General features: G+C 68.3%; 20 protein-coding genes and 1 pseudogene. 11 read left to right on the top strand and 10 right to left on the bottom strand.

The window, feature by feature from the left end; translation table 11 throughout:
- Positions 1 to 345: 345 nt before the first annotated feature.
- The 6 genes from EDC22_RS03630 to EDC22_RS03605 form a co-directional block, all read right to left on the bottom strand.
- Positions 346 to 756 carry a transposase gene (locus EDC22_RS03630; RefSeq protein WP_281048263.1) on the bottom strand — a complete coding sequence of 137 codons (411 nt, stop codon included), beginning with the start codon at positions 754 to 756 and terminating at the stop codon, positions 346 to 348.
- Positions 757 to 1,043: 287 nt separating this feature from the next.
- Entirely contained in the window at positions 1,044 to 1,865 is an 822-nt protein-coding gene (locus EDC22_RS03625) for a sugar phosphate isomerase/epimerase family protein (RefSeq protein WP_132805251.1), read from the bottom strand.
- A gap of 7 nt (positions 1,866 to 1,872) precedes the next feature.
- Positions 1,873 to 2,484 (bottom strand): NIPSNAP family protein, encoded by a 612-nt coding sequence (locus EDC22_RS03620; RefSeq protein ID WP_132805250.1) that lies wholly within the window; start codon positions 2,482 to 2,484, stop codon positions 1,873 to 1,875.
- Positions 2,481 to 4,220 (bottom strand): FAD-dependent oxidoreductase, encoded by a 1,740-nt coding sequence (locus EDC22_RS03615; RefSeq protein WP_132805249.1) that lies wholly within the window; start codon positions 4,218 to 4,220, stop codon positions 2,481 to 2,483. Before EDC22_RS03615 ends, EDC22_RS03620 begins: the two co-directional genes overlap by 4 nt.
- A 57-nt stretch (positions 4,221 to 4,277) precedes the next feature.
- Positions 4,278 to 5,114, bottom strand: a complete 837-nt coding sequence (locus EDC22_RS03610; protein WP_132805248.1) for an IclR family transcriptional regulator — start codon at positions 5,112 to 5,114, stop codon at positions 4,278 to 4,280.
- On the bottom strand, positions 5,111 to 6,205 hold the full coding sequence (locus EDC22_RS03605; RefSeq protein WP_132805247.1) for a Gfo/Idh/MocA family protein: 1,095 nt from the start codon (positions 6,203 to 6,205) through the stop codon (positions 5,111 to 5,113). Before EDC22_RS03605 ends, EDC22_RS03610 begins: the two co-directional genes overlap by 4 nt.
- A 202-nt stretch (positions 6,206 to 6,407) precedes the next feature.
- On the opposite strand from EDC22_RS03605, the gene EDC22_RS03600 reads away from it, so the two are divergent.
- From EDC22_RS03600 to EDC22_RS03565, 8 genes are all read left to right on the top strand, one after another.
- Positions 6,408 to 8,069 carry an FAD-dependent oxidoreductase gene (locus tag EDC22_RS03600; RefSeq protein ID WP_245499616.1) on the top strand — a complete coding sequence of 554 codons (1,662 nt, stop codon included), beginning with the start codon at positions 6,408 to 6,410 and terminating at the stop codon, positions 8,067 to 8,069.
- Positions 8,066 to 8,947, top strand: a complete 882-nt coding sequence (locus EDC22_RS03595) for an NAD-dependent epimerase/dehydratase family protein (RefSeq protein WP_132805245.1) — start codon at positions 8,066 to 8,068, stop codon at positions 8,945 to 8,947. The genes EDC22_RS03600 and EDC22_RS03595 overlap by 4 nt, the downstream gene beginning before the upstream one ends.
- Before the next feature lie 105 nt (positions 8,948 to 9,052).
- The gene (locus tag EDC22_RS03590; protein WP_132805244.1) at positions 9,053 to 9,877 is read left to right on the top strand and encodes a shikimate dehydrogenase family protein; all 825 of its coding nucleotides are present in this window, start codon (positions 9,053 to 9,055) and stop codon (positions 9,875 to 9,877) included.
- A gap of 185 nt (positions 9,878 to 10,062) precedes the next feature.
- Positions 10,063 to 11,190, top strand: coding sequence for an ABC transporter substrate-binding protein (locus tag EDC22_RS03585; RefSeq protein ID WP_132805243.1), 1,128 nt, complete (start codon positions 10,063 to 10,065; stop codon positions 11,188 to 11,190).
- An 81-nt stretch (positions 11,191 to 11,271) separates the two neighbouring features.
- Positions 11,272 to 12,150 (top strand): branched-chain amino acid ABC transporter permease, encoded by an 879-nt coding sequence (locus EDC22_RS03580; RefSeq protein ID WP_132805242.1) that lies wholly within the window; start codon positions 11,272 to 11,274, stop codon positions 12,148 to 12,150.
- Positions 12,147 to 13,121, top strand: a complete 975-nt coding sequence (locus tag EDC22_RS03575) for a branched-chain amino acid ABC transporter permease (RefSeq protein WP_132805241.1) — start codon at positions 12,147 to 12,149, stop codon at positions 13,119 to 13,121. The genes EDC22_RS03580 and EDC22_RS03575 overlap by 4 nt, the downstream gene beginning before the upstream one ends.
- Before the next feature lie 26 nt (positions 13,122 to 13,147).
- Positions 13,148 to 13,864 (top strand): ABC transporter ATP-binding protein, encoded by a 717-nt coding sequence (locus EDC22_RS03570; protein ID WP_207903699.1) that lies wholly within the window; start codon positions 13,148 to 13,150, stop codon positions 13,862 to 13,864.
- Between the two features lies 1 nt (position 13,865).
- A complete protein-coding gene (locus EDC22_RS03565) occupies positions 13,866 to 14,588 on the top strand; it encodes an ABC transporter ATP-binding protein (protein ID WP_132805239.1) in 723 nt (240 codons plus the stop codon).
- A gap of 31 nt (positions 14,589 to 14,619) precedes the next feature.
- On the opposite strand, the gene EDC22_RS03560 is transcribed toward EDC22_RS03565, so the two are convergent.
- Together EDC22_RS03560 and EDC22_RS03555 are read right to left on the bottom strand one after the other, a co-directional pair.
- The gene (locus tag EDC22_RS03560) at positions 14,620 to 15,399 is read right to left on the bottom strand and encodes an SDR family NAD(P)-dependent oxidoreductase (RefSeq protein ID WP_132805238.1); all 780 of its coding nucleotides are present in this window, start codon (positions 15,397 to 15,399) and stop codon (positions 14,620 to 14,622) included.
- Positions 15,396 to 17,087 (bottom strand): FAD-dependent oxidoreductase, encoded by a 1,692-nt coding sequence (locus EDC22_RS03555; protein WP_132805237.1) that lies wholly within the window; start codon positions 17,085 to 17,087, stop codon positions 15,396 to 15,398. Before EDC22_RS03555 ends, EDC22_RS03560 begins: the two co-directional genes overlap by 4 nt.
- 137 nt (positions 17,088 to 17,224) lie before the next feature.
- Between EDC22_RS03555 and EDC22_RS03550 the strand changes: the two genes are divergently transcribed.
- The gene (locus tag EDC22_RS03550; RefSeq protein WP_207903686.1) at positions 17,225 to 18,115 is read left to right on the top strand and encodes a helix-turn-helix domain-containing protein; all 891 of its coding nucleotides are present in this window, start codon (positions 17,225 to 17,227) and stop codon (positions 18,113 to 18,115) included.
- Between the two features lie 105 nt (positions 18,116 to 18,220).
- Entirely contained in the window at positions 18,221 to 18,784 is a 564-nt protein-coding gene (locus EDC22_RS03545; protein WP_132805235.1) for an NIPSNAP family protein, read from the top strand.
- Positions 18,785 to 18,822: 38 nt separating this feature from the next.
- Here the strand turns inward: EDC22_RS03545 and EDC22_RS03540 are convergent.
- Positions 18,823 to 19,103 (bottom strand): annotated as a pseudogene (locus EDC22_RS03540) (DDE-type integrase/transposase/recombinase); the annotation flags it as partial.
- Here EDC22_RS03540 and EDC22_RS17880 point away from each other — a divergent pair.
- Positions 19,053 to 19,259 carry a hypothetical protein gene (locus tag EDC22_RS17880; RefSeq protein ID WP_165926763.1) on the top strand — a complete coding sequence of 69 codons (207 nt, stop codon included), beginning with the start codon at positions 19,053 to 19,055 and terminating at the stop codon, positions 19,257 to 19,259. The pseudogene EDC22_RS03540 and the gene EDC22_RS17880 overlap by 51 nt on opposite strands.
- A gap of 266 nt (positions 19,260 to 19,525) precedes the next feature.
- Here EDC22_RS17880 and EDC22_RS03535 read toward each other — a convergent pair whose 3' ends face one another.
- Entirely contained in the window at positions 19,526 to 20,509 is a 984-nt protein-coding gene (locus tag EDC22_RS03535; protein ID WP_281048262.1) for a GntR family transcriptional regulator, read from the bottom strand.
- Between the last annotated feature and the right edge of the window lie 15 nt (positions 20,510 to 20,524).

Here is a 20,524-nt window from a genome sequence, read left to right as displayed (position 1 = left end):
GGCAGACCGCCAAGCCCTGATGGTGATGGTCTCCACCTTCCTCGAAGGCGACCCGGATCCGACCCGCCTGCCGCCGACTCGGGTTCGGGCGGCCCTGCGCAGGCTGACGACATCTTCGGTAAGCGCCAGAAGATCAGTCGTTGGCAGCCAGGGAAGTGGTGGATTTTCACTTTTCGGCCGAGGTGGCCATCGGGATGTGCGGCTGAGCTGGAGTTTGCCGACACCAGGCTGAGCCACGAGGTCCCGATATCTGACGACAGGAAGGCGCTGATCGAGGCGCTTCAGAATGCCGACGATGGGAACCTTCTCCGCAACCTGTATTGTCCCGGCATGACGGCTTTCGCGCTATTGGGCCACGGCCAGACCGCATGAAACACAGGCGTCTGTCCCGGGATAGGCGCCGATGGGCTGACAATACCCGTCATCCCGCTCGGCAAGGACTTCCGGTCCGGCCAGCGCGACCTTGGCCTTGCGCGGCCCGGTTCTCTCGGCAATCGCTTTGACCCAATCCGGCAGGCGTGGGCCGTCAAGGTTCCCGCGGAAGATGGCGTTCGCGGCCTCGAACAGGCACCTCCTGGTGAAGCCGTCGCCCCGTTTGGACACCTGCCCGTTCCGACTGATCTTGCCGGACGCGTACCGTCTGGGCGTCAGCCCTAGATGGGCGCCCGCGCTGGACGATCGGCGGAAGCGGCAGGCATCATCGAAGGCCGCGACAACTGCCATGGCCGTGATCGGTTCCACGCCGGGCGCAGTCATCGGCAGGCGGACCGTGGTGCAGCTCGTCGCTGGTCACGACGGTCACGGGCCTGATCGTCGATGGGATCGACGAGGCGGTTGAGGCGGTCGAGCAGGCGGGGCGGCTCGATCGCGTGGCGACCGCGAGCGCTTCGAGTGCCGCTTCTCGGTCGAGCGGATGGCGCGCGACTACCGTGCGATCCATCGCGCCAGGCGGGGCGGCGACAGCCGCCTCCGCGTCAGGCCGTCGAGGAGAGGGGACGACATCGACTATCGCGCGATGGCATGGTTTCCTGGGCGACGGCTGCTCAGGCGCGGCCGGCGGCCCGCAGGATCGCCCTGGTCGCGGCGTGGGCCATGGCGGCGCGTCCCGGCGCGTCGATCCGTTCGGCGAGGCGCCGGTGCGGAACCTCGACGCTGATCGTCGTGCCCTCGGGTATCACGCGCGCCAATCCGGCGAGGTCGATTCCGCCTTCGCCCGGGAACAGGCGCTCGCCGCGGGCGACACGGATCAGACCCTCGTCCGACGGGTCGTAGGGGACCGCGCCGTCGCAGAACTGGACGTAGTTGACCCGGTCCGGCGGCAGGGCCGCGATTTCGTCGAGCGTCGTCGCCGAGCGGTCGTAGTGCAATGCGTCGACGAGCACCCCGCCATTGTCGCACCCGGCCGCCTCGACGATCCGCCGCGCTGCGGCGAGGTTCGGCACGCCGGTCCACGGCATGAATTCGAGGTCGGCCGTCAGCCCGTGCGAGGCCGCCATGCCACAGAACCGCGCGAAGCTTTCCGTGAGGCGCCCATGGTCGGTGTCGTCGCCGGCCACGAGCACGTGGCGCGCCCCGAGTGCGGCGCAACGGTCGCAGAAGCGCTCGAACAGCGCCCAGTCGTTCTCCGCCTTCAGGCGGATGATCTCGACGTCGCCGACGGTCACGCCCGTGTCGGCCAGGGCTGATCTGACCTCCGCGAGCAGCCGGTCGTCGGTCAGGAGCGGATAGTCGGGCTCGCCCGCTGCCGCTGCCGGGAGGATGCGCAGGCCGACCATGTCGTAGCCGATTTCCGCGGCGATCCGCACGGCCTCGACCGGACCGACGTCGAACGTGGTGAGGAAGGCGAGCGAGAGGGGGTGGCTCATCGCGGCCTCACTTCAGCGGCGAGAAGGGCAGCGGCATGGCGATCTGGCTCGTCATGTCGGGGCTGAGCCAATCGGGCCCGCCCTTCGGCGGCCACTTGCCGTCGGCGACCGACCTGGCGCGGGCCTCGGCGCGCGCCGCGAGGCTGGGATACGGCCAGATCTGCGTGAGCCGCGGAGCGCCGTCGAGACCGTACATGGCGACGGTGAGCTTCGAATAGGCCTCGCGCTCGGGCACCGCGACACGCCACTTCTCCATCGTCGGCACGATGCCATTGACCTTCGTGCGATAGGTGCGGAACTCGTAAATCGGGCCGAAGCTGCCCGGCTCCACGGGGGGCATGAAGTCGAGCGCACGGTAGCTCTCCATGCTGAGCGCGGTCAGGTACTCCGTGCAGCCGAACGGGTCGTCACTACGCAGGGCGCGCTCGCGCTCCTCCATCATCTCGGCGAGGCTGTCGAAGGTGCGCAGCACGAATACCCGGTTCAGCGTCCCGATGTCGGTGCTCCATGCGCCGCACAGCCGGCCCCTGCCAGCCTTCACCCACGCCTCGATCCCTGCCGCGGCCTTGCCCGCGCCGAAGATCACCGTGTCGAGCGTCGCCAGCTCGTAATGGCTCATGCTGCTTCCTCCTTGTCGGCGGTGATGCCCGCCACGGGCTGGCCGGCCAGAACGCGGCCGGCGACGTAGCCAAAGGTCATGCCGGGCCCCAGCGTGATGCCGCCCGACGGATAGTTGCCGCCCATGATCGAGGCCATGTCGTTGCCCACGGCATGCAGACCCGGGATCGGGCGGCCGCGCGCGTCGAGCACGCGGGTCAGCGGGTCGGTCTTCAGGCCCGCGAAGGTACCGAGCGAGCCCGGCACGATCTTCACCGCGTAGAACGGCGGGCGGTCGAGCGGCGCGAGCGACGGATTGGGCCGGTGGTCGGCGTCGCCCTGAACGCGGTTGTATGCGCTCTCGCCGCGATGGAAATCCGGGTCCTCGCCGCGCTTCGCGAACGTGTTGAACCGTGCCACGGTCTCGGCGAGCGTGTCCGGCGGAAGGCCGCACTGCCGCGCCAGTTCCTCGAGGGTCCTGCCGCGCCTGAGATAGCCGCAGCGGATCGCCGGGCCGAGCGGGAAGGGGAACGGCTTCGACCAGCCGAGGCCCCAGCTGCGCTGCGCGCGATGGTCGGCGACGAGCCAGCATGTCGGCGTCTCGCCGGCGGGAGTCACCGCGATGAGCGCCTGCATGAAGTCGTGATAGCTGTCGGCCTCAGAGACGAAACGCCGACCTTGCGGCGTCACGGCGATGATGCCCGGCTTGGCGCGTTCGACTAGGTGCGGGAAGTTCGCCACAGTGCCGTCCGGTCGCGGCACGAGCGACACCGGCGCCAGCGCCACGCTGGACGCGAGGTCCCGTGCCACCGCGCCGCCCTCGGTCTCGCCGAGCCGGATGCCGTCGCCGGTGTTCTCGCGCGGTGCGGCCGAATGGTGCTCCGCGCCTCCCCCGGCCTGGGCGGCGAGCGCGTCGAGGCGCTCCGGGTCGTGCGGGAAGCCGCCGGTGGCGAGTACCACGCCCCTGGAGGCTTTCACGACGAGCGGGCGGCCGGGCGTCGCGAGCCGCGCGCCGGCCACGCGCGCCCCCTCGCGCAAGAGCGCCGTCGCCGGCGCGCTGTCGATGAGGGTGACGCCCTTGTCGAGCGCCGAGCGCAGCAGCCGCCCGATCAGCGCGTTGCCGTTGACGAGCTGCAGCCCCCGCCCGTGCAGGAGGCGGTCGCGCAGATGGCGGGCGATGCGCCCAGCCGCGTAGAGGGCCGAGCGCGGGTTTCTCCGCGCCCTGAAGAAGTGCGCCATGTCGGTCCCGCTGGCGATGCCCATGCCCCACAGCGTTACGACGTCGAGCGGTGGCCGCAGCTTGGCGATCCACCCCTCGAGCTCGCGCCCGTCATAGGGCGCGGCGGAGACCGAGCGTCCGCCCTTCAGCGCGCCCGGGGTCTCGTGGAAGTCGGGAATGCGGTTGCCGTCGATCCAGCGCACCGCCGTATGCGCCCGGAAGAAGGAGACCATTTCCGGCCCGTTCGCGAGGAAGACAGGGATGCGCGGGTCGCCGGCACGGTTGCCCAACTCGCTGCGCAGATACCGCATTGGGCCTTCGGGCGGCTCCTCGATGCCGGCCTCGACCGCCAGCGGGTTGCGCGGGATCCAGAGCCACCCGCCAGACCACGCCGACGTGCCGCCGAAAACCGGTGCCTTCTCCGCCACCACCACCTTCAACCCGAAATGCGCCGCCGTCACCGCGGCCGCGAGGCCCGCGGCCCCGGAGCCGATCACCAGCACGTCGCATTCGATCTGGCGGAGCGGTTGCGAGTCCATTCATCCCTGCCTACTGATGTCCGCACGGTTTTGCGGCGTCGTGCGGCCGGAAACACCTCAAGCCTGCTCGTGCTCCTCGGCGGGGGTGGGGTCGAGCATCCGTACCCGGGACCGGAAGTACTGCGAGCCGGCGGCCGCCTCGCCCAGTTCCGCCGCCGCCGCCTGCAGCCGGGGCGCAAGATTCGCCATCCGCTCGTCGCTCATCCTGACCGCGGGCCCGGCGATCGACAGGCAGCCCAGCACGGGGCCGTCGCCGCGGAAGCGGACCGGAACCGCCATGGCGGCCATGCCACGCAGATAGCTGTCCACCGCCACCGCGTAGCCGCGCTGCCGCGCCTCGGCGAGATGCTGCAGGAGCACGGTGAGGCTTCGCGGCGCGTTCGGCCCGATGCCCTCCGCCTGGCGGATGAGCCCCTGCGCGGACACCTTGGCCAGGGCCTCCTCGTCGCTCATCGTGGCGAGCCACGCCTGGCCGCCCGCCGAGCTGGCGAGGTGGACGATCACGCCCTGCTCCTGGCCGGGGTCGTAGCGCAGGCCGCGCGTCGCGCCTTGCGCCACCGCGACCCAGATCAGGTTGTCGCCGTCGATCACCGAGAGTCGGATCAGCTCCCCGGTGTCGGCCGCCAGTGCGTCGAGCACCGGCTGGGTCACGTCGGTGATGCCTGCCCGCGCCAGGAAGCCGAGCCCCATGGCGGGCAGCTTGATGGTCATCGCGTAGTCGCCCTGTGCATGCGTCTGGTGCACGTAGCCGAGACGCGCCAACTCCTGCAACGTCCGGTGTACGCCCGAGGCCGGCTGATCCGTCGCGGCCGCGATCGCCGACACGGAGAGGCCGGCGGGATGCTCGACGAGGAGCTCGATGATCGCGAGTGACTTTTCGACGACGCTGCTCATCGGCTGGTTCCCTTGTCTGGCGCGGAACGGTCTTCCAGTGGCGAAAGGTCGACCTCGACGCGCCGGCCGCTGGCGGCGGCCTCGCGGATAGCATCGAGGACGATCAGGTTGGCAGTCGCATCGCGCAGCGACACGCGCGGGGTGGTCTCGCGCCCCCGGACGAGGTCCGCGAAGTGTGCGAGCTGCGCCTCGTAGGGGTCGCCAGGGACGACCGGAAGCCGCTCGGTGCGGAGCTCGCGCGTCCAATCGGGCTCGCCGTCCGGCAACCAAAGCGTCAGGTCGGGCAGCGACAGCGCCCCGCGGCTTCCGGCATAGTGGTGCGCCGTCACCTTGTGGGCGGGAAACCGCGCGGGGTTCTCGCCCGAGGTCAGGTCCCAGGCCCACGGCCCGGAGGCCGCGTCGGAGATGACGAGGCTCGCGATGCCGCCTTCCGCGAAGGTCAGCACCACGGCGGCGCTGTCCTCGACGGCGAAACCCCTGCGGGCGTTCGAGGTTATCGCCTGCACGCTCGCTATCTCGCCGAAGAAGTGGCGCAGGAGGTCGACCTCGTGGACGAGATTGATGAGCAGTGGGCCGCCGGCGCCGGGCGTGCGCCGCCACTGCGCCTCGAAGTAGGTGTCGGGCTTGTAGAGCGAGCACGTCACGCTGGCGATCACAAGTTCGCCGATCCTGCCGGATCGGAGCGCCTGGTGCGCCGAGCATACGACAGGATTGTGGCGGCGATGATGGCCGACGAGTACGGGCAGCCTCGTCTCGTCGGCGACGGCGATCAGCTTCAGGGCCGATTCGAGGCTCTCGGCCACCGGCTTTTCCAGCAGGACCGGCAAGCCGGCGCGTAGAAGGGCCTCGGTGACGGGCAGGTGGGTTTCATTCGGCGTCGCTACGATCGCAGCTTGCGCGAGGCCTGAGGAGATCAGGGCCGCGACGTCAGGCAGGAAGGGCACGCCGGCCGCTTCTGCAATGCCTGCCGCCGCCGGGGATGGATCGGTCAGCGCGCTGAGGCGCATGCCGCTGACCCGCGCCAGCGTGTCAACATGTGTGCGCCCGATCACGCCCGCGCCGACGACGGCTATGCCGATGGCCTCGGTCATGTGCTCCTCCTCGGACCGGATGAATGGATAGTCGCATTTCAAGGGAAACGGAAGAACTTTTCATTCTTGAATGTGATTCAACAATCGTTCATAGTGGGTCGCGTCCGGTGGGGAAAGCCGGGTTGGGGGCCTCATGCATCGCACGTTGACTGACATCGCGAAGGAGTACGATGTTGTGGTTCTGGGCTCCGGCGCCGGCGGCATGTCTGCAGCGATTTTCGCCGCGCTGCAGGGAGCTGACGTGCTTCTCGTCGAGCGGACGGAGTATCTTGGGGGAACCTCGGCCTATTCAGCCGCGACAACCTGGATACCGCTCACCCACCACGCGGCCACGGTCGGCGCCGAAGACAGCTTCGAGAAGGTGGCTGGCTTCCTCGACCGCGCGGTCGGCAACCGCTCGCCCCGGGCAATGCGCGAGGCGTTCCTTCGGGCCGGCCCGAACGTCGTCGCCGAACTGGAGCGGCGCACCGAGGTAAGGTTCCGTCCGCGGCCGTTCCACCCAGACTATCTCTACGAGCTGGAGGGCGCTACGCCCTGCGGTCGAGCGCTCGAGCCCGAACCATTCCAGGCCGACGTGCTCGGCAATACGCTGAAGCTCATTCGCCCGCCCATCCCCGAATTCACCATCCTCGGCGGCATGATGGTCGATCGCGACGACATCCCGCACCTAATGGCGATGGGCAAGTCGCTGAAGTCGGCCGTCTACTCGGCGCACATCATCGGCAAGTACTGTCTTTCGCGGCTGCGTTACGGACGCGATGCTCGCCTGCTGATGGGCAACGCTCTGATCGGCAGGATGCTGGCCGCGGCGCTGCGCCTCGGCGTCGACATCCTGACCGAAACCGAGACCGTCGCGCTCGAGGCGACCGGCTCGGTTGTGACCGGCCTGACGCTGCGCCAGGACGATACGACGCGTCGCGTTTCTGCCCGCGGCGGCATCGTGCTCGCCACGGGTGGCTTCGCCCGGCATCCGAAGATGCGGCGGGAGAAACTGCCGCAGCCGGTGCCGGAACTCAGCCCGTCGGCGCCCGGGCACACAGGCGCGCTGCACGACCTCGCCTTCGAGCTGGGCGCTTATCACGGGGAAGACGCCGCACAGCCCTGCTTCTGGGCGCCGTGCTCGCATCGCCGCCGGCCGGATGGCACGATGGCCGTTTTTCCGCACTTCGTCTTCGACCGTTCCAAACCCGGCATCATCTCGGTCGGACGTGACGGCCGCCGCTTCGTCAACGAAGCGACCAGCTATCACCTGTTCGGAGCTGCTCAGTTCGCGGCCAACAGGGACGGTTCGCACATCCCCGCCTACCTGATCGCCGACGCCAGGGCGCTGGCGAAGTACGGCATGGGCATGATCCGGCCCGGCGGCGCCGACATCAGGCCCTACCTCAACGATGGCTATCTTACCGCGGGCGCGACGCTCGACGAGCTCGCCGCGAAGCTCGGCATCGATGCGGAGGGTTTGAAGGATTCCTTGGCGCGCATGAACCGCTACGCCGAGACCGGCGTCGACGAGGATTTCGGGCGTGGCACGACGGTCTACGACAAGGCCAACGGCGATCCCGCGCACGGGCCGAACCCGACGCTCGGAAAGCTGGAGACCGCACCGTTCTACGCCGTCAGGCTGTGGCCGGGGGACATCGGCTCGGCGACCGGCCTCGTCGGCGACGAGAATGCCCGGCTGCTGCGCCGCGACGGGTCGGTGATCGAGGGGCTCTACGCCTGCGGCAACGACCTCCAGTCGATCATGGGCGGCGTCTATCCCGGACCTGGCATCACGGTTGGTCCTGCCATTGTCTTCGGCGCGATCGCGGGGCGTCACGCCGCGGCGCGAGCCGGCGCCGCGCCGCGGAGCCAGGCTGCATGAGCCGGATCCTCGTCACCGGCGGGTCGGGTTTCGTCGGCCGGCCGACGATCGCCGCGCTGCTGGCCGCCGGCCATGCGGTCCGCATCTTCGACCTTCGGCCGCAAGGGGATGCGCTGCCGGCGGCGGTGGAGATCTTATCCGGCGACGTGACCGACACGGACGCTGTCGCCCGCGCCGTGGAAGGGTGCGACGGCATTGTGCATCTCGCCGGCCTCATGACGGTCGATTGCGCCCGCGACCCCCTGCTCGGCGCGCGGGTCAACGTGATCGGCAGCATCAACGTGTTCGAGGCCGCCCGGGAGCGCCGCCTGCCGGTCGCCTATCTGAGCACGGCCGGGGTGTTCGGGCCCGAGGATGCTGCGCATCCGAAACCTATGACGATCTATGGCACAAGCAAGCTGGCGGTCGAGGGCGTGGCCCGCGCCTACTGGCTCGACCACGGGGTGCCGAGCCTCGGGCTTAGGCCCTACGTCGTCTACGGACCCGGCGTCAGCTCGGGGATCGCGGCGGGGCCATCCATCGCCATCGCCGCGTCGCTGCGCCGCGAACCGGTGACGATCCGCTTTTCCGGCCGCGTCGGGTTCGTTCACGTCGAGGATGTGGCGCGGCTGCTCGCCGCGGCGATCGCCCGTCCGCCGGCCGGTGCCGAGGCGCTGACGATGGCCGGCGACACGCGCGAGATGGACGATTTCATTACCGAGCTTGTGCGCCAGACCGGATGGGACGGTATCCGCGTGGAAGGGCCGCCGCTGCGGATACCCGCGGACCTGGCCTCGGATCCCGTTCCGGCCGCGTACGGCGATCAACCCGTCACGACCATCGAGGACGGAATCGCCCGGTCGCTGGCCGCCCTGCGGGGAGCGACACGTGCCGAATAGTCCAACCATTCGAGCCTATCGTCCATTTCTCGCTGGATGGCGGCATGGTTTCGTCGTTCGCATGCGGCTGCCCGTCCGATCGGCCGGCAGCCTTGGGGGATTTGAATGACCGCACCGCTCAGGATCGACGGCGAGACCAGGATCTTCCCCGTCATCGGGCATCCCATCGGCCAGGTGAAGTCGCCCGCGTCACTGAGCCAGATCATGGCCGACCGCGGCTACAACGGCATGGTCGTGCCGGTCCACGTGCTGCCCGAAGATCTCGCCGGGTGGCTCGCCCAGGCAAGGTCGATGCAGAACTGCGGCGGCATCGTCGTCACGGTGCCGCACAAGGGGGCGTGCCTCGACTTCTGTGAGCGCGTGACGGCGCGCGCCAGGGCGGCGGCAGCGGTCAACATCTTGGTCCGTGATGGCGACGCCTGGGTCGGTGACGCGACCGATGGCGTGGGCTACATGGACGGCATCGCCGCCGAGGGCTTCGACGTTGCCGGCAAGACCGCACTCCTCGTCGGGGCGGGCGGGGCGGGATCCGCGATCGCCTACGAAATTCTCGCACGCGGCGCCTCGGAGCTCGCGCTCCACGACATCGACACGGCGCGCCGCGACGCGCTGATCGAGCGGCTCAACGTCACCTTCCCGGGCCGCGCCCGCGTCGGCGGTACCGATCCGCGCGGCTTCGCGCTGGTGGCCAACGCGACGCCGCTCGGCATGGGCGAGGGCGACCCGTTGCCGGTGTGCGTCGAACTCTTGGCGCCGGATCAGTTCGTCGCCGACGTCGTCACCCGGCCGGCGATCCCGCCGCTGATCGCGGCGGCGCGGTCGGTCGGCTGCGGTACGATGCCGGGGTCGGGCATGTTCAATGCGCAGGCCGTGCTGCTCGCCGAGATGCTGATGGGGGTAAGGACGATAGAGGCTGATCGGGTGGGATAGTCCGGCACAGATGGGCGCCAGCAACTGGAGGCTCCATGCGCGGGATCGCGACACTGGGCCGGCTTTTGCTGCCGACGGACCGCCTTGCAATCGAAGCGATTCCCAGCCCGCTTCTGCTTTCCGCGGCGTCCGGATGGTCGCGGGGGCGGTCGATGTACATCCGGAACTCACAGGGAGGTAAATCCATGCTTCGCAAGCTGTTGGGAACAAGCGCCGTCGTGCTGGCTCTGTCGGCGCCGCCCACGATGGCCGACGTCAAGATCGGGTCGATCGTGGAGCTTTCGGGCCCCGGCGCTGCCGCGGGCACGAATTTCCGTGACGGCGTCAAGTTGGGCTTCGAGGAGGTCAACGCCGCCGGCGGCATTCTCGGCGAGAAGGTCCAGCTCCTCGAATATGACAGCCAGACGGATCCGCAGGTCAGCCGCGCGATGGTGCAGAAGGCCATCGACGAGGGCGTCTACGTCATCACCGGCACGGTGTATTCGTCCTCGACCGTCGTGAACATGCTGGTCGCCCAGCAGGCCGGCATTCCGCAGTTCACCGGCTCCGAGGCGCCGTCGATCACGCAGAAGGGCAACCCTTACATCTTCCGCACCGCCTTCGGGTCGCAGAAGGGCATGCCGAAGGTGGCCAAGTACATGGCCGAGGAGATGGGCATCAAGAAGGTGGCCATCGTGTGGGCCAACACCGAGTTCGGCAAGGGCGGCTACGGCGCCTTCATGGAGCAGGCCAAGATCTACGGCTTCGAGATAGTTGCCGACGTGCCCACCGAGCAGGCCCAGACCGACTTCTCGGCCGACGTGCTGAAGGCCAAGAACTCCGGCGCCGACGCCGTCTTCGTCTACCTGACCGAGGAGGAGAGCGCCCGCTTCCTGCGCGAGGCCCAGAAGCAGTCGATCGGCCTGCCGATGATCGGCGAGACCACGCTGATCGGCGCCAAGGTGATCGAGCTGGCGGGCGATGCCGCCAACGGGGCGATGGGCCATGTCGGACTCACCGCCGATGCCGGCATTCCCGCTGTTTCCGAGATGGTGGCCCGCTTCAAGGCGAAGTACAACTACACGCCCGACCACAACGCCATCAAGGGCTACACGTCGGCATGGACGATCAAGTGCGTGACCGAGATGATCGGCAGCACCGACCGCCAGGCCTTCGCCGACAAGATGCACGGGCTGACGCTGACGGCCGCCGAATGCCCTGGCGTCCTGATGGACACGAGCTGGGACGATACCGGCGAGATGTCGCGCGAGAGCTTCTTCGTCGTCGTCGAGGGCGGCAAGCAGACCGTGAAGGCCGTCCTGCCGCCGAACTGAGATCGCCAGGTCGCCCGGCCGGCGTTGGTTCACGCCGGCCGGGTTGTGTGCCAACAAAGAGCCTTCCAGTGAGGACGACCCATGGTCGAGTTCCTACAGCTCATCCTTTCCGGCCTTGCCGCGGGCTCGATCTATGCCCTGGCGGCGGTCGGCTTCACCCTGTTGTGGCAGGCCTCGCAGACGATCAACTTCGCCCAGGGCGAGTTCGTCATGCTGCCGGCCTTCTTCGTCCTGGTGGGGATGACCGTGCTCGGAATGCCGATGTGGCCTTCGGTGCTGTTCGCGCTGGTCCTTTCGCTGCTGATCCTCGGCGTGATGTTCAAGAAGCTCATCGTGGAACCCATGCTGCCGCACGGCACGCTGCCGCTGGTCATCGCCACGATCGCGCTGGGCCTGCTGATGAAGGAGAGCGTCAAGGAGTTCTATGGAGCGACGGCGCAGCCCTTCCCGCCGGTGTTCCCGCAGACGGTCTACAACATCGCCGGCGCCAGCATCTCCGTGCAGGATCTCGGCAACCTTGCTGTCTCAATGCTCGCGATCGCCGGGCTCCAACTCTTCCTCAACCGGACGCGGACTGGTCGCTGCATGCAGGCCACCGCGCAGAACCCCGCCGTCGCCGAGATTCTCGGCGTCAACGTGAAGCGGATGGTGATGTACACCTTCCTCGTCAACGCCGCCCTGGCAACGGTGGCGTCGGTGCTGATCTCGCCGATCTACCTGGCGAAGTTCTCCAACGGCGAGACACTCGGCCTGGTTGCCTTCATTGCCGCCATCGTTGGCGGCTTCAACCAGATCCGCGGAGCACTGGCCGGCGGCCTGCTGATCGGCGTCATCGACAATCTCTCGGCGGTCTACATCTCGGCCGCATATCGCAACGCCGTGCCGCTGATCCTGCTCATCGTCATCATCCTGGTACGCCCCCAGGGTCTGCTGGGAACCTCGGAAGGACGCACGGTATGATCCCGTTGAGACGCCTGCTCGTCGGCATCGGCGTCGCCGCGCTGATTGTCGCGCCCATCGGTCAGGGCAACTACATCATCTACACGCTCTCCTCATGGCTGCTGTTCTCCATCGCCGCCATGGGGCTCAACCTGACGCTCGGCTACGCTGGCCAGGTGTCGCTGGCGCAGGCAGGCTTCATGGGCATCGGCGCCTATGTCACGGCGCTGATGACGCTCGCCGGCATACACTGGCTCTTCGCCGCTGTGGCGTCGATCTCGGCCTGCTTCCTCATCGGGCTGATGCTGGGCTACCCGGCGCTGCGTGTGCAGCACCACTTCCTCGCCTTCGTCACGCTCGCCTTCAACACCCTGCTGTTCCTCGTGCTGCGCAACGAGGAGGAGATCACCGGCGGCTCGTTCGGGCTGGTGGGCATGCCGCGGCCTGACTTCTTCGGCTTCTCCACCATGAAGAACCTCCAGTTCTACTATTTTACCCTCGTTTGCTTCCTTCTCGCGGCGGGAGTCATGTGGTGGATCCTGCGCTCGCCCTGGGGGCGCGCCTTCAAGGCGTTGCGCGAGAATCCGATCCGCGCCGAGAGCCTGGGCCTGAAGATTCGCCGCCAGACGCTGCTCGCCTTCGCCTTCGGCTCGGCGTTCGCCGGCCTTGCCGGCGCGCTCCAGTCGCCGCTGGTCCAGTTCATCGAGCCCAGCAGCTTCGGCCTGATCCATTCGCTCAAGCTCCTGCTGATGGTGGTGGTAGGTGGCGCCGGCTACTTCTTCGGCCCGATGCTAGGCGCTGCCGTCGTCATCCTGCTGCCCGAGGTCTTGCGTTTCACCGAGGGCTATTACCTCATCATCTACGCAGTGCTGGTCATCGTCCTGATGGTCTACTCGCCCGGCGGTCTCATTGGCCTCGGCCGCAAGCTCTACGACTGGATGAAGCCGGGGCAGGAGGCTCGCCGCGACATCGAGCAGGGGGTGCAGCTGTGACGGAGACGGTCCTGTCCGTCCGCAACATGTCGAAGCAGTTCGGCGGCATCCGCGCCGTCAACAATGTCAGCTTCGACGTGAAGAGGGGCGAGATCCTCGGTCTGATCGGCCCCAATGGCTCGGGCAAGTCGACGCTGTTCAACTGCATCCTCGGCCAGCTCAGGCCGAGCTCGGGCCACTGCGAGATCAAGGGCAGGTCGACGGACGGCGTCCGCCCGGCAGACCTGTCGCTGATGGGCGTCGGCCGCACCTTCCAGCAGCTCTCGGTGTTCCCGAAGATGACGGTGCTCGACAACGTCATCCTCGCCGGCCAAGAGCACGAGGGCACGATGCTGTCGCGGCTGTTCGGCCCGAGCGATGCCGGGCTGACGAAGAAGGCGGAGCAGCTGATCGAGTTCTTCCGCCTGACCCCCTACCGCGACACCGAGGCCGGCTCGCTTTCCTACGGCCAACAGAAGCTGGTCGACGCGGCGATGGCCTTCATGGCCGGCCCCGACATCGTCCTGCTCGACGAGCCGGCGGGCGGGGTTAACCTGACCATGCTCGCGCATCTGAAGGAACGGTTGATGACCTACAACTGCGAGCACGGCACGACCTTCGTCGTGATCGAGCACAACATGGAGTTCGTCATGTCGATGTGCACACGCATCATCGTGCTCGCGCAGGGCGAGGTGATCGCCGAAGGAAGACCGGAGGAAATCCGGACGAACCAGACCGTCATCGACGCCTATCTGGGGGGCTGACATGCTGGAACTGAAGAACGTGACCGGCGGCTACGGCCGCATCACGATCCTGAACGGCACCAGCTTCGAAATCCCGAGGGCGTCGATCACCACCATCATCGGGCCGAACGGGGCCGGCAAGTCGACAGTGTTCAAGGCCATCTTCGGCCTACTCACAATCCATTCCGGCCAGATCCTGCTCGAGGGCGAGGACGTGACGCGCCGCAAGCCGGCCGAGATGATCGCGCGCGGCGTCACCTACGTGCCGCAGGGGCGCAACGTCGTGCCGCAGCTCTCGGTATTTCACAATCTCGAGCTCGGCGGCATCACCTCGAAAGACCAGGCCAAGGTGCGTCGCCGCATCGAGGAGGTCATGGACCAGTTTCCGATGCTGCGCGAGCGGCGCGACCAGAAGGCGATCGAGCTGTCCGGCGGCCAGCAGAAGCAGCTCGAGGTCGCCCGCGCGCTGCTTCTCGATCCCAAGCTGCTGCTGATCGACGAGCCGTCGATCGGCCTGTCGCCCAACCTCGTGCAGGAGGTGTTCCAGACCCTCATCCGCCTGCGCGACCAGGGCGTGACCATCCTGATGGTGGAGCAGAACGCCAAGGCAGCGCTCGCCGTGTCGGACTATGGCCTGGTGCTTGAGCTCGGCCAGACGCGCATGCACGACCGGGCCGACAAGCTCCTCGCCGATCCGCGCGTCGGACAACTCTTCCTCGGCGGCCACATCGAGGACGCGGCCTGATCCGGGCGGGCGCCCGCCGGTGACCAGCGCCTCACGCATAGCCGGGCCTCGGCACCAGCCCCATCAGGCTCTGCGACAGGCCGCCGTCCACCACCATCTCCTGGCCGGTGATATAGGAGGCGCGGTCGGACGCAAGAAAGAGCGTGACGTCAGCCACGTCCTCCGGCGTCGCGATGCGGCGCAGCGGCACCATCGATTCCCGCTTCGCCCTGACCTCGGGATCGGCATAGAAGGCCGCCGACATCGGCGTCATCACGAGCCCAGGGCTGACACAGTTCGAGCGCACCCCGCGCGGACCCCACTCGTAGGCGAGCTGCCGCGACAGCATCGCCAGCGCCGCCTTCGACGCCGAATAGGCGCCGCTCGCCGGCTGCGGTTGGCTGGCCGCGATCGACGCGATGTGGACTATGGAGCCGCGGCCGCGTGCCAGCATGCCCCGGCCGAAGGCCTGTGAGGCGGCGAGGCTCCCCGTCAGGTTCACCGCCAGCATCGCCGACCAGTCCGCCTCGGCGAGCGTGTCGAGCGTGCCGGGTCGCAGGATCGCCGCCGAATTGACGAGGATGTCGGCGCCGCCCTCGGCCTCGACCCGCGCGGCGGCTTCGGCGAGCTGCTCGGGCTCGGTCAGTTCGCAGCGCAGCGCGACGGCGGCGCCGCCGAGCGCGGTAGCCAGGTCCTCGGCGCGCGCAATGTCGCGGTCGAGCAGCACGACGCGCACGCCCTCCGCCGCCAGCGCGGCAGAAACGGCCTGGCCGATGCCGCCGCCCGCGCCGGTGACCACGGCGGTCCTTCCCTCAAGACCCAGCCAGCTCATGCAGTCTTCTCCGTGGATGTGCCGGGGGCGATCCCGGCGAGATAGCGGCCGGTGAGCCAGCCGAACGTCATGGCTGGCCCGAGCGTGATGCCCGCGCCGGGATAGTTGCCGCCCATGATCGAGGCGCGGTCGTTGCCGACGGCGAACAGACCAGGAATGACCTCTCCCCTGCGGTCAAGCACTTCGCCCGCCACCGTCGTCTGCAGCCCGTCGAAGGTGCCGAGGTCGCCCATCTCGAGCTTGACCGCATAGAACGGCGCCTTCTCGACGGGAGCCACCGCGGGATTGGGCTTGTGGTCGGGGTCGGCAAGATAGCGGTTGAATGACGTCTCGCCGCGGTGGAACTGCTCGTCGCGGCCATGGCGGGCACCGCGGTTGAACGTCTCGACCGTAGCCTCCAGACCCGCTGCGTCGATGCCGCAGGCGCGCGCGAGCTCCGCCAGCGTGTGCCCGGTCTTGAGATATCCGCTCCGCGTCCACGGCCTCAGCGGCATCGGCGCCGGCTTGGCGTGGCCGAGGCCGTACTTGCGGATCGTGCGGCTGTCGCAGATCAGCCAGGCAGAGGCTTCGCCCGAGGCGATCATGGCGGCGCCGACGTCGTGATAGCTTTCGCTCTCGTTGGTGAAGCGGCGGCCGTCGGAAAGCACAGCGATCACGCCTGGCTTGTAGCGGTCGAGCAGGTGCGGGAAGATGCCCTTGTCCGGCACGCGGCTCACCGGTATCCAGGCCGCCGGCTGCGGGTACCGTGCCTCGAAGGCGCCGCCTACCTCCTCGGCGAGGCGGATGCCGTCGCCGGTGTTGCCGTCGGGCACGGGCGAGTGGTGCGCGCCGCCCGCCTTGAGATGCGCGTAGATGCCGGCCCGCCGCGCGAGGTCCTGGGCGTAGCCGCCGCAGGCAAGCACCACGCCCTTCGACGCGAGGAGCCGCCCCGGTGTCTTCCCGCCCGTCTCGACGCCGCAGACCCGGCCGTCCTCGCGGATCAGCCTGAGCGCGGGAGTTTCGGTGCGGATCTCGATGCCGAGGTCGAAGCAGGTCTTGGCGAGCCTCGCCACGAGCGCGTTGCCGCTGGTCACCTGCACGCCGCGTCCGTAGCGGAGCACCTCGCCGGCATGGGCGATCAGGCGCTTCGTCACGTAGGCGAACGAGGTCAGCGACTTCGTCGTGTTGAAGAAGTGCCTGATGTCCGCGTTCGACGAGTTGAACATCATGCCCATGAAGGTGATCGTCGAGAGCGGCGGCCGCAGGCGCTTGAGGTTCTCCCCGAGCACACTCGTGTCGAACGGAGCGGCGAGCACCGAGCGGCCGACGTCCACGCCGCCGTCCACCGTCGGGTGGTAGTCGGGGTAGAGCGTCGGCACGAACTTCACTTCCGTTTCGCGCTCGAACCAGTCGAGCATCGCCGGCCCGGCATCGAGGAAGGCGTCGATCGCTGCCTCGTCGAACCAGTTGCCGGTCTCCGCCTTGAGATAGGCACGCGCCGCATCGCGCGTGTCCGAAGGATTGTTCGCCTTGCCGTGGCGGTTGCCCGGGATCCACAGTACGCCGCCCGAAAGCGCGGTCGTGCCGCCGAACAGCGGTTCCTTCTCGATGACGAGCACGGACAGCCCGTGCCTCCGCGCGGTGATTGCGGTGGCAAGCCCGCCCGCGCCGGAACCGATCACGAGAACCTCGCACCCGCACCGGTCCATGCCTTCCTCCCCTGTCCGTTGCGGGTGCAGAGGCTAACGTCAGAGCGGTCCGGCGACCAATGGACGCTGGCGTCCATTTCTTGCACAATCGGTTTCGGGTGGTTCCGGGAGGAAGGGCAGACCGGGGGATGCCAGACATGCGTGGCGAGCCGATCCCACGCTACTATCTCTATGGCGATCAAGGCGAGGACGTCGAGCTCGACTTCCTCCACATCGAGGCGATCCGCGAGCGCAGCGGCGCCAACTATTGGAGAATCAGTCCGCATTCGCACCCCGACCACACGCAGGTGCTTCTGGTGCGCGAGGGCGGCGGGGTCATCCGGATGGAGGAGAAAGCTCTCCCGATCGAACCGCCCGCGGTGATCGTCATTCCAGCCGGCATCGTCCACCAGATCAACTTTCTCGCTGGGACCGACGGCTATGTGGTCACCGCCTCCTTGGGATGCCTGAGGAGGGCCGCGGCAGGCGACGCCCGCCTCGATGTCGCCGTCGCCCGCCCGGGCGTCTATCCGCTCGCCGGCACCGGCCTCAACACCGCCGCCGTGGAGGACACGTTCACCTGGCTGCACCGCGAGTTCATCTGGTCTGCGCCCGGCCGGCGTACGGTGATTATGGCGCAATGCATGCGTATCCTCGTGATGATCCTGCGCCTCAGCATCAGCCGCGACGACGGCGGCATCGCCGCGCCAAACCGCGACTACGACCTGCTCGTGCGCTATCGGGCGCTGCTCGAAAGCCATTTCAGGGATCAGCGGAGCCTCGGCTTCTACGCCGAAGCGCTGGCGGTGACGCGGGCGCGGCTCAACGCTGCCTGCAAGAGCCGGGCAGGCAAGACGGCCTCCGACCTGCTTCACGAACGCATCGTGATCGAGGCCAAGCGCCATCTCGTCTACAGCGAGAACAGCGTCGCGCAGATCGCGCACATGATCGGCTTCGACGACCCGGCCTATTTCAACCGCTTCTTCACGCAGCGCGTCGGCATCGCGCCGGGCGCGTTCCGCAGGGAGGCGCGGCGCTCCGCGGAATGATCCCGGACCGGCGCCTTCCGGCGCAAACGTTTGTCCAATGATTGACGCGGTCGGTCCATTTCCCGTCCCGCCCACGGCCGGCAAATTTGTCGGGTGGAGGTCCCGATGATCCACGAATGGCGCACCTACAGGCTGAAACCCGGCGCGGCCAATGCGTATCTTTCGCTGCTCGCCGATCAAGGGCTGCCGCTCGTCACGCGGCACCTGCCGCTGATGGGCTACTGGCTGGCCGAGACGGGCACGCTGAACGTCATCCATCATCTTTGGGTCTACGCCGACTGGGCCGAACGCGAGGCGGCACGCGCCGCGCTCGCCCGTGAGGAGGGCTGGGTGGCGGGCTTCATCCCGAAGGCGTTCGCCCTCGTCGAAGAGCAGGAGAACAGGTTCTTCCGGCTGCGACGGTCATCGCCGGCCTACGACGCGGCGTTGGCGCGGCGTCGCGAGGTCCGGCCGGCCCGACCGGCCGGATCGCCGCTCTTCACCGGGCCGTGCGCCGCCCTGCTGGTCGGGGCCGCGGACGGATCTGCGGTCGCGGAATGGCTGCCTGTTTCTGGCGGCGACGCCCGGGTCGTGACGCTGCTCCCCCGGCAGGATGACCCGGTCCCCTCGGCCCCCCTCGTTTCCGCGTCACGCGTCGTCCTGCGGCCGCTCGCCTTCTCTCCCCTATGACCCGTGGGGTCGTTGAAGAAGTGGCTGTCACATTGGCGTTGGCTTCCCCTGTCGCTGTGTGAAACAGCCTGCCGCCATGCAACGGGCGCCGATCAGGAATCGCCTGTTCCAGGGCATCGAGGACGAAGCCCGTCTGCGCCGTTCGGCTCGCCCGCCAGCCGGCGATCCGGCGGGCATAGGCGTCGATGACGAAGGCGACGTAGACGAAGCCGACCCAGGTGGCGACACAGGTGAAGTCGGAGGCCCAGAGCCAGTTCGGTGCCGGTGCGTGGAACTGGCGATTGACCTGATCGAGCGGACAGGAGGCGGCCTTGTCGCTGCTGTCGTCTTCACCCACTCATTGAGCGACTGCGCCGTGCAGCCTATCTTTGCCGCGATCGGGGACACTGCTGCCCAGCGCGACCGAACCGCTCGGGCGCGCACCTCGGCAGAAAACCTGTTCGTCGTCTTGCTGATGATCGCTCCACCTACCTAAGGTTGGCAGCCTCCGGCAAACCCGCATCAGTTCAGTCGGCGCTCGGCAACATCATCTCCAGCGCCTTCCCTCCAACCGAAAGCAGACACGTATGAACCGCACTGCCGATCTGTCGCTCGGGGATTTAAGACCTCTTCCGGGGCTCGATCGCCGTTGGGAGCTGACTGAGGTCGGGGCGCGTCAGGTCGGACGGATTGCCAACACTCGATTGGCCTGCCTTAGGGGATCGCTGTTCCGGAACGCAGGTGCGCGAGACCTCGGCTCGATCAGTCCGATATCCGCTCGAGGTATGGCAGGGGTTCGGCCGCAAACCGGCCCGAGACATGGGCCACCCGGGCGATCGCCCGGTCCGACGACATGCGCAGGTGGTCGCCCAGCGCCCGCGCGGCGCCGTCGCCGTCGCCGCGGGCGAGCCGGTCGACGATCTCGAAATGCTCCGGCAGGAAGGGTTCGCGGTCGAACATCGTCCGGGTCCAGCGGTAGAGAAAGCCGTGTGCGATCAGCAGCGACTGGTGATGGGTGATCGAGCGGATCATCTCGCGGTTAGGGCAGTAGCCCAGCAGACCGACATGCAGATCGGCCTCGAGCCGGTCCAGCAGATTGCCGTCGATTTCGGCGCTGTCACGTTCCAGCGCCTCGATCAGCCGCGCCCGGACCGCGGAGACTTCCATCGCAGGAATGAGCGGCGCCGCCTTGGCCAGCGCGACCGGTTCCAACAGCGCGCGCATCTCGTAGAGATCGACGATGCGATCGGGGGTCAGCGCCGGCGCGAACCAGTGCGAACGCTCGTCCTTGCGGACCAGTCCGCGTTGCTGCAACCGCCCCAGCACGTCGCGAGCCACCGTGCGGCTGACAGCGAAATGCCGCGCCAGGTCTGCCTCCTTCAGGCGCCAGTTTCCGAAGGGAATGCGCGCGACGATCTGGCTTTCGACCTCGGCGAGGATGGTCTCCCAAGCCGCAAGCGCCACCAGCGGACGTTCGGGCGCGCGGGCCGCGACCGGGTGAGCGGCCGCGCCCGGCTGGACCCGCCCCGGCGGAGCGGCGACGACATAGCCGCGTCCGGGCCGTTTCGCGAGCAGGCCGCGTTCGGCCAGCAGGGCGAGGGTCCGGCGTGCGGGAGCGCGGCTGATCCCCAGATCAGACGCAAGCCGGGTTTCCTGCAGCAGGCTCCCGGCCGGAATCTCGCCGCTGACGATCTGCGCCGACAACAGGTCGGTTGCCTGTTGGTAAAGGGGGGTGGCACGCCCCACGCCACCGGTTGCCCG

The organism is Tepidamorphus gemmatus (assembly GCF_004346195.1).
Taxonomy (GTDB): Bacteria; Pseudomonadota; Alphaproteobacteria; order Rhizobiales; family Tepidamorphaceae; genus Tepidamorphus; species Tepidamorphus gemmatus.
The sequence above is the reverse complement of the archived record's forward strand: the minus strand, read 5'-3'. Positions and strand labels throughout refer to the sequence as shown.